The organism is Streptomyces sp. NPDC006372 (genome assembly GCF_040612515.1).
GTDB lineage: Bacteria > Actinomycetota > Actinomycetes > Streptomycetales > Streptomycetaceae > Streptomyces.
The window spans coordinates 170288-195478 of sequence record NZ_JBEXQJ010000004.1 but is presented as its reverse complement, the minus strand read 5'-3'; the positions used below and the strand labels follow the sequence as shown (position 1 = coordinate 195478).

General features: G+C 69.1%; 30 protein-coding genes. 12 read left to right on the top strand and 18 right to left on the bottom strand.

All coding sequences use genetic code 11. The features are described 5' to 3' along the window. Positions 1–39: 39 nt before the first annotated feature. Positions 40–732, bottom strand: coding sequence for a hypothetical protein (locus ABZ016_RS10350; RefSeq protein WP_356916130.1), 693 nt, complete (start codon positions 730–732; stop codon positions 40–42). Between the two features lie 205 nt (positions 733–937). Continuing rightward, a complete protein-coding gene (locus ABZ016_RS10345) occupies positions 938–1591 on the bottom strand; it encodes a TetR/AcrR family transcriptional regulator C-terminal domain-containing protein (RefSeq protein WP_356916129.1) in 654 nt (217 codons plus the stop codon). Between the two features lie 146 nt (positions 1592–1737). On the opposite strand from ABZ016_RS10345, the gene ABZ016_RS10340 reads away from it, so the two are divergent. Next, entirely contained in the window at positions 1738–3255 is a 1518-nt protein-coding gene (locus ABZ016_RS10340; RefSeq protein WP_356916128.1) for an FAD-dependent monooxygenase, read from the top strand. Positions 3256–3373: 118 nt separating this feature from the next. Here the strand turns inward: ABZ016_RS10340 and ABZ016_RS10335 are convergent, their stop codons facing one another. Beyond that, positions 3374–4162 (bottom strand): calcium-binding protein, encoded by a 789-nt coding sequence (locus ABZ016_RS10335; protein ID WP_356916127.1) that lies wholly within the window; start codon positions 4160–4162, stop codon positions 3374–3376. A gap of 69 nt (positions 4163–4231) precedes the next feature. Beyond that, positions 4232–4825 carry a hypothetical protein gene (locus ABZ016_RS10330; protein WP_356916126.1) on the bottom strand — a complete coding sequence of 198 codons (594 nt, stop codon included), beginning with the start codon at positions 4823–4825 and terminating at the stop codon, positions 4232–4234. 384 nt (positions 4826–5209) lie between these two features. Here ABZ016_RS10330 and ABZ016_RS10325 point away from each other — a divergent pair, with 384 nt between their 5' ends. Then, positions 5210–5677: a DUF5990 family protein gene (locus ABZ016_RS10325; protein ID WP_356916125.1), complete on the top strand. Its 468-nt coding sequence runs from the start codon at positions 5210–5212 to the stop codon at positions 5675–5677. Positions 5678–5709: 32 nt separating this feature from the next. Here ABZ016_RS10325 and ABZ016_RS10320 read toward each other — a convergent pair whose 3' ends face one another. Next, positions 5710–5889: a hypothetical protein gene (locus ABZ016_RS10320; protein ID WP_356916124.1), complete on the bottom strand. Its 180-nt coding sequence runs from the start codon at positions 5887–5889 to the stop codon at positions 5710–5712. 189 nt (positions 5890–6078) lie between these two features. Here ABZ016_RS10320 and ABZ016_RS10315 point away from each other — a divergent pair, with 189 nt between their 5' ends. The 4 genes from ABZ016_RS10315 (at position 6079) to ABZ016_RS10300 (ending at position 9283) form a co-directional block, all read left to right on the top strand. Next, positions 6079–6282 (top strand): cold-shock protein, encoded by a 204-nt coding sequence (locus ABZ016_RS10315; RefSeq protein ID WP_028799214.1) that lies wholly within the window; start codon positions 6079–6081, stop codon positions 6280–6282. Positions 6283–6526: 244 nt separating this feature from the next. Continuing rightward, positions 6527–8020, top strand: a complete 1494-nt coding sequence (locus ABZ016_RS10310) for a DEAD/DEAH box helicase (protein WP_356916123.1) — start codon at positions 6527–6529, stop codon at positions 8018–8020. 137 nt (positions 8021–8157) lie between these two features. Further along, entirely contained in the window at positions 8158–8352 is a 195-nt protein-coding gene (locus ABZ016_RS10305) for a hypothetical protein (RefSeq protein ID WP_356916335.1), read from the top strand. Between the two features lie 577 nt (positions 8353–8929). Next, the gene (locus ABZ016_RS10300; RefSeq protein ID WP_356916122.1) at positions 8930–9283 is read left to right on the top strand and encodes a MerR family transcriptional regulator; all 354 of its coding nucleotides are present in this window, start codon (positions 8930–8932) and stop codon (positions 9281–9283) included. A gap of 203 nt (positions 9284–9486) precedes the next feature. On the opposite strand, the gene ABZ016_RS10295 is transcribed toward ABZ016_RS10300, so the two are convergent. The 9 genes from ABZ016_RS10295 to ABZ016_RS10255 form a co-directional block, all read right to left on the bottom strand. Further along, entirely contained in the window at positions 9487–10245 is a 759-nt protein-coding gene (locus tag ABZ016_RS10295) for an SDR family oxidoreductase (protein WP_356916121.1), read from the bottom strand. Positions 10246–10247: 2 nt separating this feature from the next. Beyond that, the gene (locus tag ABZ016_RS10290; RefSeq protein ID WP_356916120.1) at positions 10248–11618 is read right to left on the bottom strand and encodes an MFS transporter; all 1371 of its coding nucleotides are present in this window, start codon (positions 11616–11618) and stop codon (positions 10248–10250) included. 80 nt (positions 11619–11698) lie between these two features. Beyond that, positions 11699–12283 (bottom strand): TetR/AcrR family transcriptional regulator, encoded by a 585-nt coding sequence (locus ABZ016_RS10285; RefSeq protein ID WP_356916119.1) that lies wholly within the window; start codon positions 12281–12283, stop codon positions 11699–11701. Between the two features lie 61 nt (positions 12284–12344). Continuing rightward, a complete protein-coding gene (dhaK, locus tag ABZ016_RS10280; protein ID WP_356916118.1) occupies positions 12345–13340 on the bottom strand; it encodes a dihydroxyacetone kinase subunit DhaK in 996 nt (331 codons plus the stop codon). Then, positions 13337–14014 carry a dihydroxyacetone kinase subunit DhaL gene (gene dhaL, locus ABZ016_RS10275; protein ID WP_356916117.1) on the bottom strand — a complete coding sequence of 226 codons (678 nt, stop codon included), beginning with the start codon at positions 14012–14014 and terminating at the stop codon, positions 13337–13339. Before dhaL ends, dhaK begins: the two co-directional genes overlap by 4 nt. 52 nt (positions 14015–14066) lie before the next feature. Next, the gene (locus tag ABZ016_RS10270) at positions 14067–14870 is read right to left on the bottom strand and encodes an HAD-IA family hydrolase (RefSeq protein ID WP_356916116.1); all 804 of its coding nucleotides are present in this window, start codon (positions 14868–14870) and stop codon (positions 14067–14069) included. A 3-nt stretch (positions 14871–14873) separates the two neighbouring features. Further along, positions 14874–15734 carry a class II fructose-bisphosphate aldolase gene (locus tag ABZ016_RS10265; protein ID WP_356916115.1) on the bottom strand — a complete coding sequence of 287 codons (861 nt, stop codon included), beginning with the start codon at positions 15732–15734 and terminating at the stop codon, positions 14874–14876. A gap of 101 nt (positions 15735–15835) precedes the next feature. Further along, on the bottom strand, positions 15836–16714 hold the full coding sequence (locus ABZ016_RS10260) for an alpha/beta hydrolase (protein WP_356916114.1): 879 nt from the start codon (positions 16712–16714) through the stop codon (positions 15836–15838). A gap of 25 nt (positions 16715–16739) precedes the next feature. Further along, on the bottom strand, positions 16740–17441 hold the full coding sequence (locus tag ABZ016_RS10255; RefSeq protein ID WP_356916113.1) for an SDR family oxidoreductase: 702 nt from the start codon (positions 17439–17441) through the stop codon (positions 16740–16742). Between the two features lie 180 nt (positions 17442–17621). On the opposite strand from ABZ016_RS10255, the gene ABZ016_RS10250 reads away from it, so the two are divergent. Further along, on the top strand, positions 17622–18728 hold the full coding sequence (locus tag ABZ016_RS10250; RefSeq protein ID WP_356916112.1) for a 4Fe-4S binding protein: 1107 nt from the start codon (positions 17622–17624) through the stop codon (positions 18726–18728). Positions 18729–18822: 94 nt separating this feature from the next. Next, positions 18823–19392, top strand: a complete 570-nt coding sequence (locus tag ABZ016_RS10245) for a TetR/AcrR family transcriptional regulator (protein WP_356916111.1) — start codon at positions 18823–18825, stop codon at positions 19390–19392. Positions 19393–19422: 30 nt separating this feature from the next. Here ABZ016_RS10245 and ABZ016_RS10240 read toward each other — a convergent pair whose 3' ends face one another. The 3 genes from ABZ016_RS10240 to ABZ016_RS10230 all read right to left on the bottom strand — a co-directional run bounded on the left by ABZ016_RS10240 (position 19423) and on the right by ABZ016_RS10230 (position 20774). Further along, positions 19423–19821 carry a PIN domain-containing protein gene (locus ABZ016_RS10240; protein WP_356916110.1) on the bottom strand — a complete coding sequence of 133 codons (399 nt, stop codon included), beginning with the start codon at positions 19819–19821 and terminating at the stop codon, positions 19423–19425. Continuing rightward, positions 19818–20099, bottom strand: coding sequence for a hypothetical protein (locus tag ABZ016_RS10235; protein WP_356916109.1), 282 nt, complete (start codon positions 20097–20099; stop codon positions 19818–19820). Before ABZ016_RS10235 ends, ABZ016_RS10240 begins: the two co-directional genes overlap by 4 nt. A gap of 99 nt (positions 20100–20198) precedes the next feature. Next, positions 20199–20774: a CGNR zinc finger domain-containing protein gene (locus ABZ016_RS10230; RefSeq protein WP_356916108.1), complete on the bottom strand. Its 576-nt coding sequence runs from the start codon at positions 20772–20774 to the stop codon at positions 20199–20201. An 82-nt stretch (positions 20775–20856) separates the two neighbouring features. Between ABZ016_RS10230 and ABZ016_RS10225 the strand changes: the two genes are divergently transcribed. From ABZ016_RS10225 to ABZ016_RS10215, 3 genes are all read left to right on the top strand, one after another. Next, positions 20857–22029, top strand: a complete 1173-nt coding sequence (locus tag ABZ016_RS10225) for an epoxide hydrolase family protein (protein WP_356916107.1) — start codon at positions 20857–20859, stop codon at positions 22027–22029. Between the two features lie 149 nt (positions 22030–22178). Next, on the top strand, positions 22179–23426 hold the full coding sequence (locus ABZ016_RS10220) for a beta-propeller fold lactonase family protein (protein WP_356916334.1): 1248 nt from the start codon (positions 22179–22181) through the stop codon (positions 23424–23426). A 64-nt stretch (positions 23427–23490) separates the two neighbouring features. After that, positions 23491–24081: an SUKH-4 family immunity protein gene (locus tag ABZ016_RS10215; protein WP_356916106.1), complete on the top strand. Its 591-nt coding sequence runs from the start codon at positions 23491–23493 to the stop codon at positions 24079–24081. Here ABZ016_RS10215 and ABZ016_RS10210 read toward each other — a convergent pair. Then, the gene (locus ABZ016_RS10210) at positions 24078–24536 is read right to left on the bottom strand and encodes an SRPBCC family protein (protein ID WP_356916105.1); all 459 of its coding nucleotides are present in this window, start codon (positions 24534–24536) and stop codon (positions 24078–24080) included. The two genes, ABZ016_RS10215 and ABZ016_RS10210, sit on opposite strands and share 4 nt — an antisense overlap. Before the next feature lie 46 nt (positions 24537–24582). Between ABZ016_RS10210 and ABZ016_RS10205 the strand changes: the two genes are divergently transcribed. Further along, positions 24583–25191 (top strand): TetR/AcrR family transcriptional regulator, encoded by a 609-nt coding sequence (locus ABZ016_RS10205; RefSeq protein WP_356916104.1) that lies wholly within the window; start codon positions 24583–24585, stop codon positions 25189–25191.

Genomic DNA, 25191 nt, shown 5'->3' with positions numbered 1-25191 from the left:
ATCAAACCCCAGGTCAGTGACCTGGGGTTTATTGCTTGTTTACAGCGGTTCGGCGGTCTTCCGAGGGTCGTCGGCCGTGATCCGGGCGATGAAGCGCCGGGCCTGGTCCTCGGCCGGCACGTCACGAGCGACGGGCAAGTCGAAGGTGAAGCCGGGGCCATGGGGCGACGCCTCCCGACGACGGCTGAAGTACACCTCTACCCCTTCGGGCTCCTCGCGCCGCGGCTCCACCCGGTCGACAACGCAATCCCAGCGCTCGAACCAGCCACTGCGCATGAACTCCTGGGTCACGAGCCGGGCGACAGTGTCCACGGGCTCTTCCCATCCGGTGTCCGCGACGGCACGCGTCAGTTCCGCGTCGTACTGAGCCGCATCGAAGTGGACATCTGCGGGGACGGGTACCCGGATGTCGTTCGTGTTCTGCCATGACGACCACACCACCCTGTCACCCCGGCGGTGGATGGTGACAAAGATGCCTCCGCAGCAGCCCGTGTAGCAGTCGTTGTTGGACAGCTCGACGCGGCGAGGTTCCTCCAGCGCCGACAGCGGCCATCCCTCGGCCGGTCCGAACCACTCCCTGCGTGAGCAGCTCGACACCCCGCCGGGGTGGATAGCTGCCAGCACGTCCCGGCCGTCGATCAGCGGACGCACCTCTGCCCACTGATCGATCGCGAGAGGGTGCGGAATCGCGTGCCGCAGAGCGAGCGTGCTGATCCGGGAGGGGGTGTTCATGCCATGAATCATCACCGACGCCGACGTGCGCGAAAAACGTTTATCGGGAGTGCGAAGGCATGATCCGGAACCGTCGGGCCCACACGTGGGTGTCCTTCAGGCTGAGTGCGTCCGCGTGCCCCACGGCGTCCGCACGGCACGGCATGGTCACGAGTTTCGACCGCGGAGAGTGGTCGCCACCGATTCGGTCGCCGACCTGCCCGGGTCAGCCGCGCTCCCGCTCCTCCTTGGCGGCGCGCAGACCGAGCACGAGGATGCGCAGCCCGTGTTCGAAGCCGACGTCGCCGTCCATGCCGAGCAGGTCGCTCGACGCCTGGGCGGCGAGGGGAAAGCGTTCGGCATCGATCAACCCGGCGAGCCGCTCGGGCGCGTAGGGGTTGTCGTCGCCGTACGCCGTGCTGGTGTGGGCCTGCTCCTCGATGGTGTGGCCGATGGTGTAGTGCAGGACCGCCGGGAAACCGCGTGCCGCCTCGCTGAGGGTGAAGCCGGCGTCCCGGAGGGTTCGCAGGTTCAGCTCCACCGCCCGGTGCACGGCCGGGTGGTTCACGTAGGTGCCGGCGAGGACGCGTGCTCCGTCCCGGTGGCTCAGCATCGCCTGACGCAGGTGGCGGGCCCAGTCGGCGAGCCAGTCCTCCCAGGACGTGCCCTCGCGGGGTGACTCCAGCCGCTCGGCCGCCTCGACGTAGACCAGGGTGGCCATGGCGTCGAGCAGCTGCTGCTTGTTCTTGATGTGCCAGTAGAGGGTGGGGGCTCGTACGCCCAGGTCCTCGGCGACAAGGCGCATGGTGAGCCCGTCGAGGCCGACGTCGTCGAGCAGTCGCAACGCCGTCCGGGCGATCACCTCGGAGTTGATCTTCATCCCGCTCCCCTCTTCCCGCTCCCCCTTCCAGGGCGCTTGACACCCTAACACCGTTAGAGGCACTCTCTAACGACGTTAGAGTCCCTAACGCCGTTAGAGACGGCGGGCGGGGCCGGCAGCCGAACCGGAGCAGGGGGAAAACACAGATGACCGACAGGAAGACGGACGCGGATGTGGTGATCGCGGGCGCCGGGCCGACGGGCCTGATGCTCGCCTGCGAGCTGCGGCTGGCGGGGGTCGACGTGGTGGTGGCCGACCGGCTCGCCGCGCGGACCGGTGAGTCGCGGGCCGGCGGGATGCACGCAAGGACGATGGAAGTGCTGGACCAACGGGGCGTCCTGGACCGCTTCCTGGCGGCCGGCGTACCGCGCTCGATAGGTCACTTCTCGGGGCTGTGGCTGGACTTCGACCGGTTCGAGACCAGGCACGCCCGGTCGCTGGTGCTCCTGCAGTCCCATGTCGAGCGGCTCCTGGAGGAGTGGGCCACCGAGCTCGGTGTACGGGTGCGCTGGTCGTCCGAGGTGACCGGGATCCGCCAGAACGACAGTGATGTCGAGGTCGAAGTGGGCGGACCGGAGGGCTTACGTTCGACCCTGCGCGCCCGCTACCTCGTGGGCTGCGACGGCGGGCGCAGCGCGGTGCGCAAGCTGGCCGGCATCGGCTTCCCCGGTACCCCGGCGACCGTGACCGCGCTGCTCGGCGACGTCGAACTCACCGATCCGCCCGCCGAATCGCTCTTCATGCAGCGACGATCAGGCGGTGACTTCTCGGTGTTCGCCTTCGAGCCGGGCTGGTACCGGGTGATCACCACGGAGCACGGCCGTGTCGCCGACCAGAGGGAACCGGTGACGTTCGAGGAGCTGCGGGAGTCACTGCTGGGGATCGCGGGCACCGACTTCGGTATGCACAGTCCCCGTTGGGTCTCCCGGTTCGGCGACGCGGCCCGGCAGGCCGAGCGGTACCGGGAAGGCCGGGTGCTGCTGGCGGGCGACGCGGCGCACATCCACTTCCCGGCAGGCGGCCAGGGACTGAATCTGGGAGTCCAGGACGCGGTCAACCTCGGCTGGGAACTCGCCTCGGTGGTGCACGGCCGGGCGCCGGAGATCCTGCTGGACAGCTACCACGCCGAGCGGTATCCCGTCGCGGAACGGGTGCTGCACAACACCCGGGCGCAGACGGCGCTGACGCGTCCGGGCCCTCAGACCGACGCGTTACGCGACGTACTCCGTTCGCTCATCGGATACGACGACGTCAACCGGCATCTGGGCGGCATGATCACCGCGCTGGATCTCCGCTACCCCATGAGCGACGACCACCCGCTGACCGGCCGGCGGGTCCCCGACATCGATCTGAAGACCCGTGACGGCCACCGTCGTGTCTTCGACCTGCTGCGCACCGCACGCCCCGTGCTGCTCGACCTGCGCGGTGACACCGAACTGGCGGCCGCGGCCCGGAGTTGGGCCGATCGCGTCGACCTCGTCGAGGCCCGGTCCGCGGCCGGCCCCTGGCCCGTCTGGCCGGTGGACGAGGCCCCTGCCCCCGCCGCGCTCCTCATCCGCCCCGACGGTCACGTCGCCTGGACCGCACCCGCCGGCACCACCCTCGACCCCGCCGCTCTTCAGACCGCCCTCACCACCTGGTTCGGCCCGGCCACGGCCGACTGAACCCGGGGCAAGAAGCTCGCTGCCAAGCGCCGTCGCTTCCCGAGCTGAGAGCGCGAGTTCGATTCTCGTGACCCGCTCCATGTGAAACCCCCAGGTCAGAGACCCGGGGGTTCTTTTGTTACTGCACGTCCACGAAGTCGCCGGTTGCCTTGACGGCCGGGGTGGTGGAGGTGCCTGCGAAGTCCCAGCGCCAGTAGCCGTCTTCGGACGCGGGGGCCGTGGTCGTCAGGTTGCCGGTGCTGGAGGTGTACACGGTCTTGATGGTGGTGTAGGTCGTAGTACCAGCCTTGCGGAACTGGAGCCTGACCGGCTGGTTGGTGTAGCCCCGGTAATCGAGCGTGTCCCAGTTGGCCCGGGTCAGCTTGCCGGTGATGGTGAGCGTTTTGCCCTTGGCGATCGGCTCAGGACTCGCGTTGGCGGTCAGCTTGGAGTGCCGCTGGAGGCGGGTGGTGGTGTAGGCCCACCGGTCGGTGTAGCTGCCGTCGTTGGCCGATACCTGGACTTGGACCTTCCAGGTGCCGGCGTCGGCGTTCGTGAGCCACCAGTCCGGTTCGAAGGTGAAGGTCTTCGAGCAGGTCGACGTCGTACTGCTGGAGGCGACGCAGTTCGCCGGGGTGGTGGTCTCGTTGGGATCGATCACGCCGTCGGCGCTGTAGTAGGGGTCGGTGCCGTCCGGGCCCCGCCACAGGTTGAAGTCCGCGTCCCAGATGCCCGACGGGTCGGTGGCGGTCACCGAGACCGTGATCGTCTTGTCGGCCGTGTCGACCACGATGTTCTTACCGCCGTTGACGACGACGCTGTCGACCTGGATGTCGCCCACGTTGTCGTCCGCGTATGCACCGGGGACGGCGAAGCCTGCCACTGCGGTGACAGCGGTGAGGACAGCAAAGGCAGCGCGCTTGCGCATGGATCTCCTTCACGAAGTGATGAGTGGAAACCGCCGAAGGGGTACGGCGAGGCAGTTGATGCCGGTCGGTCAGGGGCCGGTGACGGACTTGATCGTGTACGGGAAGGTCTCCTGCTGCCAGATCACCGTGAACCGGGATGTCGGGCGGGCGTCGGCCTGGGGCACCCGGCCGTCCGACGTGAGCGTCTTCGTGGTGCCGAACCCACCGGAGCGGCTGATCAGGCGAGCGCTGATCTTCGTGTAGCTGTACGGAGGCGCCGACTTGGGCACGACCGTGTGGAAGACCAGATTGCCGTCGCCGTCGTCATCGAGAGCCAGGTCGGGCCGGTCGCCGGCGCCGAGGGCGGTGACGGTGCCGCGGGTGCCGCCCGCGGACAGCCGACGGCCGAGCAACTCGGGCTTGCCACTGCTGTAGCGGGGCCACACGATCATCGAGTCGCCGTCGAGGTCCGTCGCGAGCGCGTGGTGGAAGCCCACGTTGTCCGTGGCGGCCGAGATGCGCAGCGGGGCCGCGAGGGTGCCGGTGCGGCTCCAGCGCGAGGCCCAGACCTGTGCGACGGAGCCGCCGCCGGAGTGGCAGCTGATGACCGCGTCGCCGTCCCGGTCGACTCCGACACGGACCATGCCGAAGCCGCCGTACGACGCGATCGGCGAGGTGAGCACCTTCGTCGCCCGGCCGCCACAGCGGCAGCAGCCCCGGCGAGGAAACGACGTTTCAAAGAACGCCGATGACGTGCTGGACGCAGGGCCACTCTGATCCCTCAGTTCACATTGGCATGACTCAGGCACAGCAGTCACACAACTGGCCCGCAGTATCCAGCGCACCTGCACACTCAAACGTCACCCAGACGCCGGCGGTACACGAGGACGCCGACGTGCGGGCGGCAAGCCGCATCCGGGGCGGGTTCGCGGGCCGGCAGGAGTGAGCAGGGACGAGGAGGCCGCCGCAGAGAGGCCGGTCCTGAGTGATGAGGTCACCGCTGCCGTGGCCCACCCCAGTTCGAGGTCGGCTTACCTCTGCACGGACGATGGCGGATGATGGCCCTCATGCGCATCCGCATCGACGCCGTCGACCTGCCCGGCCTCACCCGCCCAGCCTCCGTCGACGGCACGGTCCCGGCGTACGGCAACATCCACGTCGCCGTGCAACGCCGCGACCGTCCGGCCGAACTCCTCGCGCCACAACCCGGCGACGCACCGTCCGCGACATGGACCCTGGAGTGCTCCACGAGCGCTTCGCCGACCGGCATCGAGGTCAAAGGCCCCTACGTGCAGGACCGTCTGGGCCGGCGGTTCATCTACCTGTCGTGGGGCACGGTCGACGAGTCGGGCACCTTCACGATGTTCCGCCGCGCCAAGCTCCTGCTCGACGTCATACCCGCCGACGTACTCGCCGCCGCCGCACGCGACGGGCTGCTGGTCGGACGCCTCGGCCTGACCGACGCGCAGGGCGGGCCCCTGTGCGCACGAGTCGAGCCCCCGCACATCACCTGGACCGCCGAACGGGCCGACTAGGAGAGGTCGTCTCCTCTGCGCCGATGTGACCTTCATCGCGGTGGTGAGCTCTCGGCGCGTTCGCGGTTGTCCCATCCGTTGACGACGAGGGCAACGGCGCACAGCTCATCGACGGAGGTCATGGCGCTGCGGCCGGAAGCGTTCGGCAGGAACACCGCATCCGCGCGGATCAAATATCTGTATCCGTGAAGTGAGAAATAGGCACGGCGCACGGCGAGTATTCCTCGACCGTCAACCCGAGCGGAATTATTGACCACGCAGAGCCGACCGCGTCATGCTAACGTCGATCTCAGTTGCAGGTGTGGTTGCCAGAAGGTTCATTTTCCGACGGGTTAATCAGCACGGCGACGCGGGATCCGCACAGGGCGAATTCCGGACCTCGTCTCCGAAGGAGAAATGACATGGCTACTGGCACCGTGAAGTGGTTCAACGCGGAAAAGGGCTTCGGCTTCATCGAGCAGGACGGCGGCGGCGCCGACGTCTTCGCCCACTACTCGAACATCGCCACCCAGGGCTTCCGCGAGCTGCTGGAAGGCCAGAAGGTGTCGTTCGACATCGCGCAGGGCCAGAAGGGCCCGACGGCGGAGAACATCGTTCCCGCCTGACACCGGCAGTAACGCATACTTCGCAGCTGGGGCCCGCACCTTGGGGTGCGGGCCCCAGCTCGCTGCATTTCAGGGCGCGTGACGGGAAGACCCCACCAGATCACCGAAGGGTGATGTATTCCCCCCGTCGATACGACTCGGCGCCCATCAACCCCGGCTCGTTCTCGCGATTCTCTGCGCCGTTCATTTTGCTGCGGAAATTCCTTGCTACGTGCCTACGTGCTCACATTGAGGAAGGTTCCGCTTGAACCGCGCACGCACCGCCCGCACGACCCGTACCAACGACCGCTCCCGGGGTTTTGCCGCCGGGCGCTCGGGGGCTCCCCGGCGTTCCAGGGGCAACGATCGTCGGCAGACCGCACCCCAGGGCGAGTTCGCGCTGCCGGTGACGGTCACGCCCGCGCTGCCCGCCGTCGACTCGTTCGCCGACCTCGCCCTGCCGGCACCCCTGCTGGCCGCACTCGGTCACGAGGGCGTGACCGTGCCGTTCCCCATCCAGGGGGCGACCCTGCCCAACTCCCTCGCCGGTCGTGACGTACTCGGCCGTGGCCGCACCGGATCGGGCAAGACCCTCGCCTTCGGCCTGGCGGCGCTGGCCCGTACAGCGGGCCGGCGCGCCGAGCCGCGGCAGCCGCTTGCCCTCGTCCTCGTACCCACCCGAGAGCTCGCCCAGCAGGTCACCGACGCGCTCACTCCGTACGCCCGTGCCGTGAAGCTGCGGCTGGCCACCGTGGTCGGCGGGATGTCGATCGGCAAACAGGCCGGTGCACTCCGTGTCGGCGCGGAGGTCGTCGTCGCGACCCCGGGGCGCCTCAAGGACCTCATCGTCCGGGGCGACTGCCGGCTGGACGCCGTCGACATCACTGTCCTCGACGAGGCAGACCAGATGGCCGACATGGGCTTCATGCCCCAGGTCACCGCGCTGCTCGACCAGGTGCGCCCCGGAGGGCAGCGGATGCTCTTCTCCGCCACGCTGGACCGCAACGTCGACCTGCTCGTCCGCCGCTACCTGACCGACCCGGTGGTCCACTCCGTCGACCCGTCCGCGGGAGCGGTCACCACGATGGAACACCACGTGCTCCACGTGCACGAAGCGGACAAGCACCAGGCGACCACCGAGATCGCCGCACGAGACGGCCGCGTGATCATGTTCCTGGACACCAAGCACGCCGTGGACCGGCTGACCAAGCACCTGCTGAACAGCGGCGTCCGCGCGGCGGCCCTGCACGGTGGCAAGTCCCAACCGCAGCGCACGCGGACCCTCGCCCAGTTCAAGACCGGACACGTGACGGTACTGGTGGCGACCAACGTCGCGGCCCGCGGCATCCATGTCGACAACCTCGACCTCGTCGTCAACGTCGATCCGCCCACCGACCACAAGGACTACCTGCACCGCGGCGGCCGTACCGCCCGCGCCGGGGAGTCCGGCAGCGTCGTCACCCTGGTGACCCCCGGCCAGCGCCGCGGCATGAACCGCCTGATGGCTTCGGCCGGCATCACCCCGCAGATCACCGCCGTACGGTCCGGTGAGGCGGAGCTGACCCGCATCACAGGCGCCCAGGCCCCTTCCGGTGTTCCGGTCGTCATCACCGCACCGGCCGTGGCACGTCCCCGCCGTGCCGTCTCCTCCGCGGCTCCCTCGTCCCGAGGCCGCCGCGACCGCTCCGCTCAGGGGCGCCCCACCGGACAGGCGAAGCGGCGCAGGGCAGAGCGGCCCGCCTTCGATCCGGCGGCCTAGGGGCATCGATCAGAAGCTCACCCAACTCCGAGGAGGCGGCTTTGACATCGGTTCAGACGCAGGGACGACAGGCGGTTCTCTCCCCCGTGAGCGCGCTCGACGGCAAGGAGGCGGCCGGACCTCGGGTCAGTGACGACATGACCGTCGAGGTCGCCCTGTCCGTCATGGCCGGTGCCCGTGTCGAGTACCTCCTCCTGTGCGACGGAGACGACCAGTGCACGGGCTCGATCACCCTGGCCGAACTCGCCGTCCACCGCGGCGGTTCCACGTACACGGACCAGATCCGACTACGGGACGTCCTCGCTGATCACCTCCCCCGATCAGTCAGGTGAGTCCGTGACCATCGGCCACCGCTGCTGCCCCGTCTAGCAGGTAGGCCACGCCGGATGAGGACGGGCGGCAAGCCGCCATCAGGATCCCGTTGAGGGCCCTGCCGACATGTGTCGGCAGGGCCCTCACGGCTGTTCTCACGACGGCTGCGCCATCCGTTTGCTGCAGGTCGCAGGGTATCTGTTCCCCCGCAGGACATAAATCTGCTCTTGCCAGAGTAGACATTGAGCTCTGGCACGGTTAGTCTTTTTCTCGTTGACACCGGTCAAGCGAAGCCCGGCAGACACGAACTGGCGGGTTGCAGTACAGCAAGCAGTTGGTTCAGAGGAAGAACGGAGGAGCAGACGCCATCAGGATCGCCCGGTCCGAGAAGCACTCGCCCGGGTACCGCAAGACCCCGGATTGGAAGGTGGTCCCCGGTCACGCAGCCGCGATCCCCGCACCCCCCTTTCTGCAGGGCTGGTAGCGGAAACAGAAGGTCGGCGCAGCATTAGGGCCGACAGATGGTGTTGAATTTCCTTCGGGGCCCTGGTGCCGTACGGCACCAGGGCCCCTCGACGCGTTGCACAACGAGGTGACATGACAGCAGATATCCCCCTCAGTGATCGTCTGGACGACGACGACTACCCCGCATACACGATGGGGCGGGCCGCCGAGATGCTCGGCACCACCCCGGCCTTCCTCCGAGCCATCGGTGAGGCTCGTCTGATCACGCCGCTGCGCTCGGAGGGCGGACACCGCCGGTACTCCCGCTACCAACTCCGGATCGCGGCGCGCGCCCGCGAGCTCGTCGACAGGGGCACCCCCATCGAGGCCGCTTGCCGCATCGTCATCCTTGAGGACCAGCTCGAAGAAGCTCAGCGCATCAACGCCGAGTACCGCCGCCGGGCCGGGCATGAAGCGCCCGACAGTTCCGTCCCCGGTGCCGGCTGATCCCGTGAAAGCGAGCCGGTCGGCTCGAACACGTACTACGCCCGATCGACCATGAGCGCGTGCCCTTCGGAGCGGACGACCATGATCAACAGCGGCGCCGAAAGGCCCTCACTCCTGCCGCTGCGTAACGCATCTACCCAGTTCAGCGGCCATACGACCACCCAAGCGCCGTCGCTTCCCAAGCTGAGAGCCCTGGGAACCCGTCACGCCGATGATCCACTGTCGACGACCAGGTCGGTGCCGACCACCGCGCCCGCCGCGGGCGAGGCGAGGTAGAGCACGGCGGCCGCCACCTCTTCGGCCTCCGCGACCCGGCCCAGCGGGTTCTGCGTCTTCACCCGCTCGGCGCGGTCGGCCTCGGTCTCGCCGGGACGCAGCGACATGGGGGCGGCGGAGGCGCCCGGGCTGACCGCGTTGATACGGATGCCCTGGTGGATGTGGTCGAGGGCGGCGGCACGGGTCAGCGCGGAGACGGCTGCCTTCGAGGTGATGTACGCGGCGGTGTTCGGGATCCGCAGATGTGCGCCCAGGTTGGACGAGATGTTCACGATGGCACCGCCGCCGTTCTCCTTCATGTGCGCGATCTGGTGTTTCATCGCCAGCCAGACGCCGGTGACATTGGTCCGCAGCACCGCGTCCCAGTCCTCCTCGCTCACCTCGCCGACGGGTACGGTGCCGCGGAGTATCCCCGCGTTGTTGACCGCGATGTCCAGTCCGCCGAATCGGATGGCGCTCTCGCGGACGAGGTTCTGGAGCCGGCCGGAGTCGGTGACATCGGCAGTGACAGCGGCGGCCGTGCCGTCAGCCGCCTGGATGAGACGGACGGTCTCTTCCAGGGAGGCCGCGGTGCGTCCCGCGGCGACCACGGCTGCGCCCTCGGCGGCGAAGGCGACCGCGATCGCACGGCCGAGGCCGGAGCCGGCTCCGGTGACGAGGACGGTCTTGCCGGTGAAGCGGTTCATTTTCACTGACTCCCTTGAGTGATGGATTCCTTGGTGCGGTGGCACAGGAGGGCGACGACGGCCAGGGCGGCCCCCGTCACAGCCAGGGACCGGGCGTCGCTGCCGAGCGTGAGCAGGACGGCGAAGACAACGGTCGGGCCGATTTCCATCGCGGTGTTCAGCACGCCGCCCGCAAGCCCGGTCTGCCGCTGTGGCGCGCCGTGCATTGCAAGCACGGCGGTTCCCGCGAAGGAGGCCGCGGCGCCGGCCGGCAGCAGCACGAGGCCCGGCAGCAGTCCAAGCGCGTACGAGGTATGCGGGTCGAGCCCCGTGAACGCGAGGAAGGCGAGCCCGGCCGCGCCTGTGCCCAGCCCGACGGCCGTGACGGTTCTGGCCCCGTACCGGCCGATGAGCGGCCCTGCCGCCCGGCCGGAGGCAATGAGCGCGACGGCGAACGGCGCGAAGGCGGCCGAGGTCTGCAGCAGAGACCAGTCGCGCGCCTGCTGGAAATGGAGCGAGAGGACGACGAAGGTCATCGCGGTCCCGCAGGCGCTCAGTGCGGTGGCCGTGAGGGCGAGGGCCCGCCGCCGGTCAGCCAGGAAACGGGGTGGCAGCAGCGGGTCGCGGGAGCGGCGCTCGGCGTACCCGAAAGCGGCGAGCAGTACGGTCCCGCCGAGCAGCGGCACGAGCACGCCGGCCGACGACCAGGGGCGGGCGTCGGTGACGACGAGCCCGTAGCCGGCCAGAGTGATCCCGCCGGTGGCGAGCAGAGCACCCGGCAGGTCCAGAGCCCTGTCCCGGCTCGGCGCGGTGTCCGGCAGCAGCCGGGGCGTGAGGGCGAGAGCCGCAACCGCCACCACGAGCGGTACAGCGAGAGTCCAACGCCAGGAAAGCAGCGCCGAGATGACGCCGGAGACCAGATTGCCCGTAGTCGCGCCCAGCACCGAAAGGCCACCCCAGGTGGCCATCGCCCTGCCGTACGCGGCAGGGGACGGGAAGACGGCGCGCAGTACGGCCATGGCGGCCGGCGCGACCAGAGCCGCTCCCGCGCCCTGTGCGAAGCGCGCCGCGAGCAACGCCCCGATGCCTGTGGCGAGCGGGGCGGCGGCCGAGGCGGAAGCGAAGAGGACAAGGCCCGCGGTGAGGGCGCGTCGGCCGCCGTAGCGGTCGGCGAGGCGTCCGCCGAAGAGCAGCAGTCCGGCGAAGGTCAATCCGTAGGCGGCGCTGAGCAGGATCAAGTCGGCGCGCTCCAGGGCGAATTCGTGTCCGATGCGGGGAAGCGGCACGGCGAGCGCGGACAGCGTGAAGATCAGCGCCGTCTGGAGACTGCCGAGGAGAACGAAGGCATGTCGATGGTGCGTGGTGGCGACGCGAGCGTGGCCCGTAACGGTCATACCTCCCCCTGATATTTGACCGATCGGTTCAGTATTTGGGCATACGGAAGTGACCCGGCAGCTCCTTCGGTGAACGTGATTCAGTCCAACAGGGCCAGCGCCTGTTCGGCCGCGTCCCGCACCCGGGCCGGATCGTTCGACGCCTTGCCGACAATCCGCACGCCCTGCAGCAGGACGAGCAGCATGCGGGCCAGCGCGCGCGGATCCCGGTCCTCGGGAAGCTCCCCCTGGGCCTGTGCCCGCACCAGCGCGGAGTGCAGCAGGGTTTCGACGTGCTCCCAGCTGATCTCGACCCGCCGGGCCGCCGCGGGGTCGTGCGGCGCCAGCTCGGCCGCGGTGTTGGTGATGAGGCAGCCGTTCAGCCGGTCCTCCGGGGAGGCGGCCTCCGCGGCGAAGCGACGCACCACCGCCCGCACCGAAGGCAGTGCGGGGCCCGGCTGGGACAGCTCGGCGAGGAGCAACGGGTCGCGCGTCTCGGAATACCGCTCCAGAGCCTTCAGGTACAGCTCGTGCTTGCTGCCGAAGGTCGCATAGATGCTGGCACGGCCGATGCCGAGGTACTCGACGAGATCCGCCATCGACGTCGCTTCGTAGCCGCGCCGCCAGAACAGCTCAAGAGCCGACTGCAGCGCGGCGTCCGGATCGAATTCCTTGGTCCTGGCCACGCCGAAGACCCTAGACCTATCAAGAACGATCGGTCAAATAATGAGGTGGCACCTGCTCCCGTCAGAAGACGTGGATGGGGATTTCGGCGGGGGCGGTGAGGAGTTCGGTTATCTCGTCGTCCAGGCGGACCAGGGTGATGGAGGCACCGGCCATGTCGAGCGAGGTGCAGTACTCGCCCACGTAGCTGCGGTCGATCTCGATGCCTCGCTCGGCCAGCTGTTTGTGGGCCCGGCCGTACACGAGATACAGCTCGCCGATCGGCGTGCCGCCGAGGCCGTTGACCATCAGTGCGACGTGGTCCCCCGAGGAGTACGGCAGGTCGTCCACGACCGCGCTGACGAGCTCGCTCACCATCGTGTCCGCCGACTGGAGTTTCTCCCGCTTACGGCCCGGCTCGCCGTGGATGCCCACGCCCATCTCGACCGCGTCGTCCGGCAGGTCGAAGAGCGGGGAGCCCTTCGCCGGGGGTGTGCAGGCGGTCAGTGCCATGCCCATGGAGCGGGCGACGGAGTTGACCTTCTCGCCGACCCGGTACACCTCGTCCAGGTCCGCGCCCTGCTCCGCGGCCGCGCCGACCGCCTTCATCACGAAGAAGTTGCCTGCCACGCCGCGTCGGCCGACGGTGAACGTCGAGTCCTGTACGGCCACGTCATCATCGATGAAGAGGGTACGGACGTTCAGCCCGTCGGCCTCGGACAGCTCCTCGGCCATCTCGAAGGACATCCGGTCCCCGGTGTAGTTGTTGACCAGGAGCAGAACCCCCTTGGGGGAGGCGACCCGCTTGACCGTCTCGTAGACCGAGTCGGCCGGCGGCGCGGCGAACACATCGCCCGGGCAGGCCGCGTCGAGCATTCCCTTGCCGACGCTCATCACATGGGCCGGCTCGTGACCGGATCCGGAGCCCTGGACGATGGAGACCTTGTTCTCCTGCGGGGCGTCGGCACGCATGATCAGGTTGTGCTCGGGGACGTACTTCAGTGTGTCCGGGTTGGCCAGTGCCAGTCCCTCGAGCATCTGCGGAACATAGTTCTGAGGGTCGTTCACGAACTTCTTCATGGCGTCGCTCCTTCGCGTCGCTCCTGTGCGTCCCACTCGTCGGCGATGCGCTCCGCCATGACCGCGACGGCCACCGCGCCGGGGTCCGGCGAACCGATGCTGCGCTCGCCCGTGTAGCTCTGGCGGCCGCGTCGGGCCTGCATGGGTGTCGTCGCGTCGGCCGCGGAACGGGCCGTCACGGCGGCCAGCCGGGCGAGTTCCGCCGCGCCGGGCCCCGGTCCGCCCTCGGCCAGCCGCCGTTCCAGGGCATCGGTCATCGGTATCAGCGCGTCCAGCAGCGTCTTGTCTCCGAGGTCGGACCTGCCCCGCGCCTTGATGCCCTCGGCCGCGGCCCGCAGCATCGCGACCGCGTCCGTGGCGACCAAGTCCGTCCGGTCCTTCACGGCCCCGGACGCCCGCAGCAGGGCGGTGCCCCAGAGCGGCCCCGACGTGCCACCGACGCGCTTGGAGACCACCATGGCGACCTTCTTCAGGAACTCCGACGGCGAGTCGGACACGAGGGTGTCCCAGTCGGCGAGCACGATCTCGAAGCCGCGGGCGAGCGAGTACCCGAAGTCGCCGTCACCCGCGACGGCGTCGAGGTCACCGAATGCCTTTTCGTTGTCCACCGCGGTCCGCGCCATGGTCCGGACGACGAAGGCGAGGTCACCGGCGGATGTCGATGGCGCTGTCATGGTTCTCCTGACTTCGACGACATGGACTGCGACGACATGGACTTCGACGAGATCAGCCCGTAAGGGGGTCCGGGCCTCCGTTCGCGGTGAGCAGGGCGGCCAGGTCCGCGAGGACCACCCAGCGCCCCGGACGGGCGCCGAGCGGATCGCTCAGCACCCGGGCGGGAATCTCCTGCGGTGCCGGATCGCCGAGCGACGTGACCACCAGCGACGCCCCGGTGAAGTCCTCCTCCCCGGTGTAGGCGCTGGTCGTGACGGCGCAGGTCAGCCCGGCGTCCAGGGCGGCCAGCAGGCCGTTGCGGCTGTCCTCGATCACGAGAGCCTGCTTCGGATCGAGGCCGAGCCGGTCGACGGTGAAGGTGTAGATGTCCGGGGCCGGCTTCTTCCGCGGGACCACGTCCCCGGCGAAGACGCTGAAGCCGGCGGCCAGCTCGGGCCCCATGGCGAGCTCGAGCACGCTGCGGACGGACGCCTCCGCGGAGGTGGAGGCGACCGCGAGCGTCCACCCGGCCTCGTGGGCCTCCTGTGCGACCCGCCGCACACCGGGCCTGGGCGGGATGTCCCCGCCGCGGATGATCCCGGTGTAGATCTCGGTCTTGCGCCGGTGCCAGCGGGCGACCTGCTCGTCGAGTGCGTCCTGGTCGGAGGGCAGTCCGGCCGTGGCGATGAAGTCGGGGGTCAGCAGGGTCCGCATCCGCTCCTTGCCGCCGCCGACCTTCACCTTCTCCGCGTACTCCGCGTCGCTCCACCGCACCGGCAGGCCGAATTCCTCGAAGGTCTGGTTGAACGCGGGCAGGTGTCCGTCGCGTTCGGTGTCGGCGAGGACGCCGTCGCAGTCGAAGATGAGCGCGGGCATGTCTCAGCCCGCCCGCCCGGCGCTGCCGAAGAGCCCCATCAGGGAACCGGCCAACTCGATGACGTCCTGGCGGACGGCCCGGAAGAGCGACGGCGGATCCCACTTCTGCCGCTCCGCCGCCGTTTCGAGGAAGGCCAGATTCGACTTCATGTACGTCTCCTTGAGAGCGGTCGAGATGTTGACCTTCGCGCATCCCCGGGAGATCAGGTCGTGGAACTGCTCGTCGGACAGTCCGCTGCCGCCATGCAGCGCGATCGGCACCGGATGGGCCGCCACGATGTCGGACACGCGCTGGGCGTCGAGCACCGGCGCCCGCTTGTACGATCCGTGGGCGTTCCCGATCGCCGGTGCGAACACGTCGACCTGGGTGGTCCGCAGGAAGTCCAGCGCGACCGCGAGGTCCTGCCGCTCGGCGGCCGTGTCGGTACCGACGCCGTCCTCCACACCGGTGATCGACTCGATCTCGCCCTCCACCGCGGCCCCGTGCGCGCGGGCTTCCGCGACGACCTCGACGGTCTGCCGCATGTTCTCCTCGACCGGGAGGGTGGAGGCGTCGAAGAGCACCGAGTTCCATCCGCGTCGCAGGCACTCGGTGATGACCTCGCGTTCCGGACAGTGGTCCAGGTGCAGGGTGACGGGCACCTCGATGCCGGCGGTCATCGCGGTCCACATGGCGTAGAGCACGTCGCTGCCTATGGACCTGACCGTCTTCACGGAGGTCTGCACGATCAGAGGCGACCGGTTCTCCACCGCGGCCGCCAGCACGGCCTCCAGCGTCAGGTCGTTGAAGACGTTGATCGCCGGTACGGCGTAGCGCTCGGCGAAGGGCGCGGAGAGAATCTCGGTCAGCGGTGTCACACCCACGGGCGCCTCCACGTTTTGCGCCCCCTCTCCATTTCACGCCCGCGGTCCGAGCCCCGCCACTTGTCCCAAGAGGCGGCCTCACTGGCCGGTGGTCCCGGGTGTCAGGCCACCGCGTTCAACAGGTCGGCCGGCACATCGGGCCGTTCCAGGGCGATGAAGTGGCCCGCCCCGGGGACCTGTGTGAAGCCGGCGGCCGGAAGCAGGCTCCTGTTCGCCTGCCGGTCCGAGGGCCGGGACCAGTCCTTCTCGCCGTAGACGAGATGGACGGGGGCCTTGACCTCGGGGTAGCGCGAGCGGGCCGCGATGAGGCTGGGCAGGGCCTGGTACACGCCCCGCGCCACGGCCGGGTAGCCGGGGCGGCCGCCCACCTGGAGGAGTTCGTCCACGTAGTCCTCCCGCAGCGCGTTCTTGTCGCCGAGGCCGCCCTGAAGGATCTTGCGGAGGGCGGGCCTGGGCTCCACCCCGGCGATCACCGGGCCCACTCCCGGCATGAGGACGCCGCTGACCACGACGCGGGCGAGGAGGCCGGACCGGGCGATTCCGCCGCGGAAGTCGTAGGTGTTGACCGCCACGACGCGCCGTACCCGCTCCGGGAGATCGGCGGCGGTGGTCAGGGCGAGCACCGCCCCCATGGACTCCCCCAGCAACGTCACGTCGTGCAGGTCGAGTGCGGTCAGGAGCCGCTCGACGCCGACGCGCAGGGCCGGCTCGTCGTACGACGCTCCGGGCACGATCTCGGAGTAGCCCATCCCCGGCAGGTCGAGGGCGTAGACGGTGTACCGGTCCGCGATCAGCGGGACGAGGTGGCGGAAGTGCTCGGCCTGGGTGCGCACGGTGTGCAGCAGGACCAGAGGCGCGCCCGTGCCCGCCTGGAGGTAGCGCAGGGTTCCCTCGCGGCCGCCGGATCCCGCGCGCGGGGCGATGGTGTGGCTGGTGGTCCCCTGGATGCGGATCGTGGGACGTGGCTCGTGGGCGGGCATCTCGCCGACTCCTCGTGAAGAGTGGTTACTTGACCAACTGGGGGTACAGCCCCGCCGGGTCGCCGGCCAGGCCCGCCTTGACCTGCCGCGAGATGTCGTCGGCGAGCACCTCGTACGCGCCCGTCTCGACCCCGTCGAGGGCGAGTGCGGCGACGTCACGCGGGTCGGCTTTGGGTGCGTCGACGTCCGCCGCCAGGTCGGTGTCAACGTAGCCGACGTGCAGTCCGGTGACGGCGATGCCACGCGGCCGAAGCTCAAGGCGCAAGGAGTTGCTCTGCGACCACAGGGCGGCCTTGGAGGCGCTGTAGGAGCCGCCGAGCGCGATCCAGGAGAGCACGGAGTGCACGTTGAGGAGGTGGCCGCCGCCGTTGCGCTCGATGATCGGCACGAAGGCCCGGGTGAGCAGGAGCGGGCCGTAGAAGTTGGTCTCGAACTCCCGGCGTACGTCGTCGACCGGGGACTCGAGGAAGGACGCGCCGACCGAGGCGCCCGCGTTGTTGATCAGCACGGTGACGTCCTGGGCCTGCGCGGCGGCCGCGGCCACGGAGGCCGGATCGGTGACTTCCAGGGCCACCGGGACGGCGTCGGGGTGCGTCACGCCGCGCGGGTCGCGGGCGGTGGCATAGACCTTGCCGGCGCCGCGTGCGTAGAGCTCTTCCACCAGGGCCTTGCCGATGCCGCGACTGCCGCCGGTGACAAAGACGTGTGCGCCTTTCAGTGCGGTCATTGCTGCCTCCACAGACAAGAAACCGATCGGTTTCCATCGACCGTAAACCGATCGGTTTCCACGCGCAAGCCCTGGAGGTGCCGCTTGCGTGCGGGAAACCGATCGGTTTACGGTGAGGAAACTGATCGGTTTCTCGCCTGCGAGGCGAGTCTCGGGAACGCGACCTACGAGGAGTGGCGGATGGCGACCACCGCGCGCGACACAGAGGGACAGCCGGCGGAACCCAGGCTTCCGGCGAAGCTGGCCGCCCACCCGTCGGTGCAGGCCGTACTCGCTCGGCGCCGGGCCGGTGACGCCTCGGGCCCGGCGCCGGTGATCGACGCGACCTGGCTGCGCGAGCTGTGCCTGGCGGCCGGTGCGGACGACGCGGCGGCGGTCAGCCTGGACCACCCCGACCTGGCCGGTGAGCGCGAGCACGCACAGTCCGCACTGCCGGGCACCCGCACCCTGATCGCGATGGCGGTCCGGATGAACCGCGACAACTGCCGCTCCCCCGCCCGCAGTGTGGCCAACCAGGAGTTCCACCAGACCGACGAACAGGCCAACCACGCCGCCCGCAGCGTCACCCAGGCTCTTCAGGACGCCGGCTACCGCGCGCTCAATCCGTCGGTCGGCTTCCCCCAGGAGATGGACCACTTCCCCAGCGAACGGATCTGGGTGGTGGCGCACAAGACGGTCGCGGTGGCCGCGGGGCTCGGTGTGATGGGTCTGCACCGCAACGTCATCCATCCCAAGTTCGGCAGCTTCATCCTGCTGGTCACCGTCCTGGTGGACGCCGAGGTGAGCGAGTACGGACAGGCGCTCGACTACAACCCCTGCATCGACTGCAAGCTGTGCGTCGCCGCCTGCCCGGTGGGCGCCATCCACAAGGACGGTGAGTTCGACGCGCTGGCCTGCACCACCCACAACTACCGTGAGTTCATGAGCGGGTTCACCGACTGGGCCCAGACCGTGGCCGACAGCCAGGACGCCGCCGACTACCGCTCCCGGGTCACCGATTCCGAGAACGCCTCCCTGTGGCAGAGCCTGAGCTCACCCCCCGGCTACAAGTCCGGCTACTGCCTCGCCGTCTGCCCCGCCGGCGAGGACGTCCTGGGCCCCTACCTGGACGACCGCAAGACCTTCATGGACACCGTGCTGCGCCCGCTCCAGGACAAGACGGAAACCCTCTACGTCCTGCCGGGCTCCCCCGCGCAGGAGTACGCCCGGCGCCGCTTCCCGCACAAGCCGGTCAAGGAAGTCACCGGCGGCTGGCAGCCCCCGGCACCACGCCCGGCCTCCTCCTGACCTCGCCCGTCTGCTCGAACTCGCCGTGAGCAGCCGACGCCACCCGGGAAACCGATCGGTTTTCATTTTGTCCGATTCGAGCTAACCTCACAGCATGACCACCGCGGCGAAGCCAAGTTCCAGGGAGCGACTGCTGGAGGCAGCGGCCACGCTCACCTACCGAGACGGTGTCAACATCGGCGTCGAGGCGCTGTGCAAGGCTGCGGGAGTGTCGAAGCGCTCCATGTACCAGCTGTTCGAGAGCAAGGACGAACTGCTGGCGGCAAGCCTGGAGCAACGCGCATCCGCCTATGTGGCGACGCTCCTGCCGGCGGCCGGCGACGGCCGTTCGCCGCGCGAGCGGATTCTGCACATCTTCGAGCAGGTGGAATCACAGTCGGGGGAACCCGGGTTCCAGGGCTGCCGGTACCTGGCCGTGCAGATCGAGCTCAAGGACCGGAATCACCCCGCTAGCCGGGTCGCCCACCGGATCAAGGCCGACCTGACGGCCTTCTTCCGCACCGAGGCCGAAGCAGGTGGCGCGAGCGATCCCGATCTGCTGGCCCGGCAGCTCAGCCTGGTCTTCGACGGCGCCAGCGCCCGAGCCGGGATCGGAGCGGACCGACTGGCCGGGCTCGTCGCACCCACGGTGACCACCCTGCTCGACGCGGCGGACATGCGCTGACGCAGGGCCATCTCTGCAAGGCGCCTCGGCTCAGACCTTCTCCGCGTTCACGCGTGCATGCTCGGCAGTGAGCAGCCCGATGTCTTCTACATCGGAAGTCAGGATCGTCACCCGGCCGGGATGCTGCAGGGCGGTCGCACACAGCATGGCGTCGATGGCGTACTTGTGGCCCTGTAGCTCCGCCGCGCGCAGCAAGGCGGAAGCAGACTGCGCGACGGCCTGGGTCACCGGCTCGACGCTCAGGCGGGACAGGGTCCACTTCAGCGCGGCGTCGTTGATCTTGGGGTGGACCACCTCGACCAGCACGGCGGCTGAGGTGATCACTGGCAGGTCCGCGTCGCGAGCCGCTGTCAACCACTCGTGGATTTCCCGGTCACGCTGTACGGCCTTCGCCAGGCCCTCGCTGTCCAGGACCAGGGCACCGCTCACGCGGCCGCCCCGGCATGTGAATCGCCGCCGGCCAGCCGGGCACGCTTGACCGCCACGGCCTCGGGGTCGGCCGGGCCGTGCATCTTGTCGAAGTCCGCGATCAGCTCGTCCAGGTTGTCCCGCTCGATCTGCCGCTGGGCCGCCTTCTCCAGGTAGGCGGAGACGCCCCGCTTACCGACCCGCTCACGGATCGCCTGCAGAGTTCCGGCGGTCAGGGTGACGGAGATACCGCTGGTGGGGCCGTCGCCGGGCAGGAAGTCCACATCGTCATCAGCCATACCCCGAGTATGCCATTGAAAATGGCATAGCGAGCAGGTCCATCACGAGGTCTCGACCGGGTGGACGGGGTGGCGTGTGCCGTCGTCAGGAGGTGGCGATCACTCCGCTGAGCTGGAGTTCTTGCGGTGGTTGGCGATGAAGCGCGCCTTCTTCTGACGATTCCCGCAGGTGTTCATGTCACACCATTTGCGGGTGCGGCTCTGGCTGGTGTCGAAGAAGGCGGCTCGGCAGGTCGGTGATGCGCACAGGGCCAGTTTTCCGTCCCGCTCTCCCGCGATGATGCTGATCGCGTCGGCGGCGATCACGCTGAGGGCGTCTTCCACGCGGGAAGCCGAACCGAGCTGCCATCGCCGTTTGCCGTCGGGCGTCAGGATCGCCGCGGCCCGGCCCTGAGCGCTGCGGTCATTGATGACTTGGACAGCGGATGCGGGAAGAGCGTCCTGGGTCGCGGCCGCTGTCGCGGCGGCGTGGATCGACTCCCTCAGTTCCCGGGCGAGGTCGAGCTGGGCAGGGGTACAGGAGTCCACGGCGAGGTCGTACACCGCCAGCCAGTCGACGAGCCGATGCGGTGTGGGAATGCGCTCCACGGCGTTGCCATGACGCTCCGACAGAGTCCCCGTGAAGCTCGTCGCCAGCACCTTGCCGAGGCGGAAGTCAGGGAACCCAGCAGGCATGGAACCACCTTAGCAGGTTGCCGTCTGACACAGAGGGCTGCTAGAACCTCCTTAGCCGGTTCCACGATGGCCAGGAGGTCTCATGCCCCGTCTACCGAGCGACGTACGAGCATTCGAAGCCCACGCGGCTGACGCCGACCTCGACGATCTGCGCGCGCGGCTGGCCGCGGCGCGACTGCCGGAGGCCGAGACGGTCCATCGCGCCGCGCCCGGCCCCGACCGATGGGAACAGGGCGTTCCTCTCGCCGACCTCGAAGAAGTCGTGAACTATTGGCGCACCGGATACGACTGGCGGTCGTTCGAAGAGCGCCTCAACGGCATCGGCCAGTTCCGCACGACCATCGACGACCTGGGAATCCACTTCCTGCACCGCCGGTCCGCGCGTGCGGACGCCACTCCTCTGATCCTGACGCACGGCTGGCCGGGCAGCGTCGCCGAGTTCATCGACGTGGTCGACGAACTGGCAGACCCGAAAGATGCGGAGGCGCCGGCCTTCCACGTCGTGGTTCCGTCGCTGCCGGGATTCGGGTACAGCGACAAGCCGGCCACCACCGGGTGGGGAACCGAGAAGATCGCGGCCGCATGGGTGGAACTGATGGGCAGGCTCGGCTACAGCGAGTTCGCAGCCCAGGGCGGTGACTGGGGAGGCAATATCACCACGGTTCTCGGCGGCAGGTTCCCGGAGCACGTTCTCGGCATCCACACGACGTTCGCGGAGGGGCTGCCCGGATCGACGACGGACGGGCTGACGGCGGTCGAGCGCACATGGGCCGAGGACACCCGCCATTTCTGGCGCCACCGCGCGGCGTACGCGAAGCAGCAGGCAACCCGGCCGCAGACCATCGGCTACTCGCTCGTCGACTCACCGGTCGGGCTTCTCGCCTGGACCCTCGACAAGTTCGCCGAGTGGTCGGACACCGAGGACAGCCCGTTCGAGACGATTTCCAGAGACCGCGTTCTCGACAACGTCACTCTGTACTGGCTGACGCGGACCGGCGCGTCATCGGCCCGCATCTACTACGAAAGCCACAACTCGCTGGACCCGGAACTCCGGGTCGACGTCCCGTCAGCGATCACCATGTACCCCCGCGACATCGAGAAGTGTCCGCGTCCCTGGGCAGAGGAACGGTACCGGCGGATCGTCCGGTGGAGGTCGCCCGAAAGCGGGGGGCATTTTCCGTCGCTGGAGGTTCCCGAGCAGTACGTCAAGGATGTGCAAGAGGGCCTCGCGGCGGTACTGGCCGCTCACCGGTGAACGCGCTGCGGCATGAACTGCTTACGAGAGTCTGACGCGACCCGCGTTCCCCCTCACCTCACTCCCACCACCAGCCACTCTTGTCCCGTCCGCGGACACCCCCGCGGACGAAGAGAACGCCATGAGGCTTGAAGGAGTGGGACGTGAGTATGTACGGCGAGCGGAGTGAGGACCGTCCGAGCCGGAGGGCCGGGGGACGACGTGGTCACCGGGCGGCGTCCAGGACGCGTCGGATCGTGATCGGTGGCGGTGTCCTCGCCACCGTCGCGGCGGCCACCGTGGCCGTGTCCCTGGCTTCGGCGAGTCAGTACGGCGCCTCCGGAGCGGGAGCCGATCGAGCCGTCTTCGTACAGGGCAACGAGCTGGGCGGCAACACCATCCACGTCTTCGCACGGGACGGCCAGGGCAAGCTGAAACCCGGAGGCACCTACGCCACGGGCGGCCGGGGCGGCGACCAGGTCGACGCCCCCACGGACTCCCTCGCCTCCCAGGGCTCCCTCGCCTACGACGAGGCCTCCGGACTGCTGCTGGCGGTCAACGCCGGCAGCGGCACCCTGACCTCCTTCAGCGTCGAGGGAACGGAACTGAAGAACCGTCGGATCGTCGACACCGGCGGCGAGTTCCCCTCCAGCATCGCGGTGCGGGGCAGGATCGCGTACGTCATGAACGCGGGCGGCGAGGGCAGCGTCCAGGGCTTCCGGATCACCGCGAAGGGACTCGTACCGATGCGGGGATCCTTCCGCTCCCTCGGGTTGGCCAACGAGGACGTACCACGGTTCGACACCTCGCCCGGCGAGGTCGAGATCACCCCGGACGGCCGCAACCTGGTGGTCACCACCAAGGGGAACAACACCGTCGAGGTCTTCCCGCTGAAGAGCGACGGACTGCCGGCCGTCGCCGAGCCGGTGGTCAACAAGTCCGCCGGCAACGTGCCGTTCGCGATCAGCTTCGACCGTTCCGGCAACCGGATGCTCGTCGCCGAAGCCGAGAAGTCCACGGTGACCACCTACCAGATCCAGCACAACGGGAAGCTGAAGATCCTCCAGAAGCCGCTCGCCAACGGCCAGGAGGTCTTGTGCTGGCTGGAACGCGCCGGCGACCACTTCTACGGCGGCAACACCGGCAACTCCACCGTCAGCGGGTACCGCATGGACAAGCACGGACGACTCGCTCTGACCAACGAGGTCGGCATCGCCACCCCGCCCTCCGCGACATCGCAGGGGGTGATCGACATCGCCGTGACCAAGGACGCGAAGTTCGTCTACGTCCAGAACGCCACCTCCGGCACGATCGACGGGTTCCGCGTCGGGAAGAACGGATCCCTCACCAAGGTCACCACTGCCGAGGGCCTGCCCGCGTTCGCCGAGTCCGGCATGGAGGGCATCGTCGCCATGTGACAGGACTGAACGGACGGATACTGCTGCCCGATGACGTTGCCCCACCGAGTTCGGAGTTCCGGCCATGCTTTTTGACGTCACCCGCAGCGAACTCGTCGGCATCTTCGGGGAGGAGCGGCTCGCGACCCTGCCCGCCGCCGCGTTTCCGCCTTCCGTCGCGGACACCGAGGGCGCCCGGCTCCTGCGGACCGTCGGCGTCCCCACCGGGACGCTCCTGCTGCGCGCGCACGACGAGGACTCCGGCCGGTTGCCCCTCGTCCGGGACGTCGTCGACGCCGATCACTTCGAGGACGCCTCGGAGAACGCGGGCGCATGGCCTGTCATCGGCTGGCTGCTCAACGCCCACCTCGCCCTCGACCCCGGTTCGGGCAAGGTGCACGCCTTCGACCCCGACGAGGAGACCGTGGTCGAACTGCACGCGGACGTCTCCTCCCTCGTCCAGGTCACCCTCCGGTTCCAGCGATTGCTCGAGGAGTTCGGCTTCAGCGGCGACGAGGACGAGGAGGAAGCCGACTTCGAGCGACTGGAGCGCGAAGTCGAGCGCGTCCGTGAGGAGACGAGCCGTCTTGACCCGCTCCCCTTCCAGGACGACGAGACCCTCTGGTCGGTGATCGGTGAGGAGATCGCCGCTGGTCAGCGCTTCGTCAGAGGTTAGGTGGCGGAGACGTGGCGGGTCAGTTCGGTGGCCAGGCGGCGCATGACCGTGCGGTTGGCGTGCCGCATCGTGGCCCGCACGACGGGGGCCAGCAGCCGGTCGGCGAGAGGGGCGCGCACCCAGGCGTAGGTGAACGAGATGTGGGTCCCACCGGTGCGCAGCGGTTCGAGGGCGTAGGTGCCGTGGGCCGTTCGCCGGCCGGCCGCGCTGACGTTGTGTTCGACGATGCGCCGCGGCGCCTCGGCCTCGACGACCTCGATGGTGACATCGGTCTTCGTGCCGCCCAGCGCGACGGTGACCGTGGCGCACGATCCGACGCCCCGGGCGGGGCCGCTGTAACGCCAGCCGGTCAGGTAGTGGTCGGTGAACCGCTCGTGGTGAGCCATGACGTCGAGGAAGTCGTAGACCTGCTCGGGCGTCTCGGGTACATCGATCGACACGGTGACAGGCTTCATGTACCACACGGTACATGCGGCATGTACCGATTGGTACAGTCGTGACGTGGTGACGAAGGACGACTCACATCCCGCGGACGGGGCCGGGCAAGGCGCGCCCGGGGATCGGCGCGCACAACTGGTGGACGCGGCCGTCGAGCACGTCGCGGCGCACGGCATCGCGGACCTGAGCCTGCGTGGCCTCGGCGCCGCGATCGGCGTCAGCCACCGCATGCTGATCCACTACTTCGGCTCCAAGGAACAACTGCTCGTCGAGATCGTCCGGACGTCGGAGCGGCGCCAGCGCGATGTGCTGTCCCGGCTCAGCATGGAGCCCGGCCTCTCACCGGCGGATGTCGCGCGGCTGCTGTGGCAGCAGCTGACGGACCCTCGGCTGGCCGGTCAGGAGCGGCTCTTCTTCGAGATCTGCGGGCACGCGCTGCGCGGCCGCCCCGAGGCCGTCCCGGTCCTCGAAGGGCTGGTGACGGACTGGCTGGAGCCGCTCGTGGCCGCTGAGGTCGGCGCGGGGACGGAGCCTGCCGCGGCCCGGAACCGGGCCAGGCTGGGACTCGCCACCGTCCGCGGCCTGCTGCTCGACCTGCTCGCCACCGGTGACCGCGCCGGTGTCGACTCGGCGATGGAGGAGTTCCTCCGGCTGTACTACGGCTCGGAGTGA

Coding starts and splice junctions, on each gene's coding strand:
- ABZ016_RS10305 (WP_356916335.1), top strand. CDS start 8,158: ATGACCGTCGAGGTCGCCCTGTCCGTCATGGCCGGTGCCCGTGTCGAG.
- ABZ016_RS10225 (WP_356916107.1), top strand. CDS start 20,857: ATGCCCCGTCTACCGAGCGACGTACGAGCATTCGAAGCCCACGCGGCT.
- ABZ016_RS10350 (WP_356916130.1), bottom strand. CDS start 732: ATGAACACCCCCTCCCGGATCAGCACGCTCGCTCTGCGGCACGCGATT.
- ABZ016_RS10335 (WP_356916127.1), bottom strand. CDS start 4,162: ATGCGCAAGCGCGCTGCCTTTGCTGTCCTCACCGCTGTCACCGCAGTG.
- ABZ016_RS10345 (WP_356916129.1), bottom strand. CDS start 1,591: ATGAAGATCAACTCCGAGGTGATCGCCCGGACGGCGTTGCGACTGCTC.
- ABZ016_RS10255 (WP_356916113.1), bottom strand. CDS start 17,441: ATGACCGCACTGAAAGGCGCACACGTCTTTGTCACCGGCGGCAGTCGC.
- ABZ016_RS10235 (WP_356916109.1), bottom strand. CDS start 20,099: ATGGCTGATGACGATGTGGACTTCCTGCCCGGCGACGGCCCCACCAGC.
- ABZ016_RS10325 (WP_356916125.1), top strand. CDS start 5,210: ATGCGCATCCGCATCGACGCCGTCGACCTGCCCGGCCTCACCCGCCCA.
- ABZ016_RS10340 (WP_356916128.1), top strand. CDS start 1,738: ATGACCGACAGGAAGACGGACGCGGATGTGGTGATCGCGGGCGCCGGG.
- ABZ016_RS10210 (WP_356916105.1), bottom strand. CDS start 24,536: ATGAAGCCTGTCACCGTGTCGATCGATGTACCCGAGACGCCCGAGCAG.
- ABZ016_RS10230 (WP_356916108.1), bottom strand. CDS start 20,774: ATGCCTGCTGGGTTCCCTGACTTCCGCCTCGGCAAGGTGCTGGCGACG.
- ABZ016_RS10250 (WP_356916112.1), top strand. CDS start 17,622: ATGGCGACCACCGCGCGCGACACAGAGGGACAGCCGGCGGAACCCAGG.
- ABZ016_RS10300 (WP_356916122.1), top strand. CDS start 8,930: ATGACAGCAGATATCCCCCTCAGTGATCGTCTGGACGACGACGACTAC.
- ABZ016_RS10290 (WP_356916120.1), bottom strand. CDS start 11,618: ATGACCGTTACGGGCCACGCTCGCGTCGCCACCACGCACCATCGACAT.
- ABZ016_RS10260 (WP_356916114.1), bottom strand. CDS start 16,714: ATGCCCGCCCACGAGCCACGTCCCACGATCCGCATCCAGGGGACCACC.
- ABZ016_RS10245 (WP_356916111.1), top strand. CDS start 18,823: ATGACCACCGCGGCGAAGCCAAGTTCCAGGGAGCGACTGCTGGAGGCA.
- ABZ016_RS10215 (WP_356916106.1), top strand. CDS start 23,491: ATGCTTTTTGACGTCACCCGCAGCGAACTCGTCGGCATCTTCGGGGAG.
- ABZ016_RS10295 (WP_356916121.1), bottom strand. CDS start 10,245: ATGAACCGCTTCACCGGCAAGACCGTCCTCGTCACCGGAGCCGGCTCC.
- ABZ016_RS10220 (WP_356916334.1), top strand. CDS start 22,179: ATGTACGGCGAGCGGAGTGAGGACCGTCCGAGCCGGAGGGCCGGGGGA.
- dhaL (WP_356916117.1), bottom strand. CDS start 14,014: ATGACAGCGCCATCGACATCCGCCGGTGACCTCGCCTTCGTCGTCCGG.
- ABZ016_RS10270 (WP_356916116.1), bottom strand. CDS start 14,870: ATGCCCGCGCTCATCTTCGACTGCGACGGCGTCCTCGCCGACACCGAA.
- ABZ016_RS10315 (WP_028799214.1), top strand. CDS start 6,079: ATGGCTACTGGCACCGTGAAGTGGTTCAACGCGGAAAAGGGCTTCGGC.
- dhaK (WP_356916118.1), bottom strand. CDS start 13,340: ATGAAGAAGTTCGTGAACGACCCTCAGAACTATGTTCCGCAGATGCTC.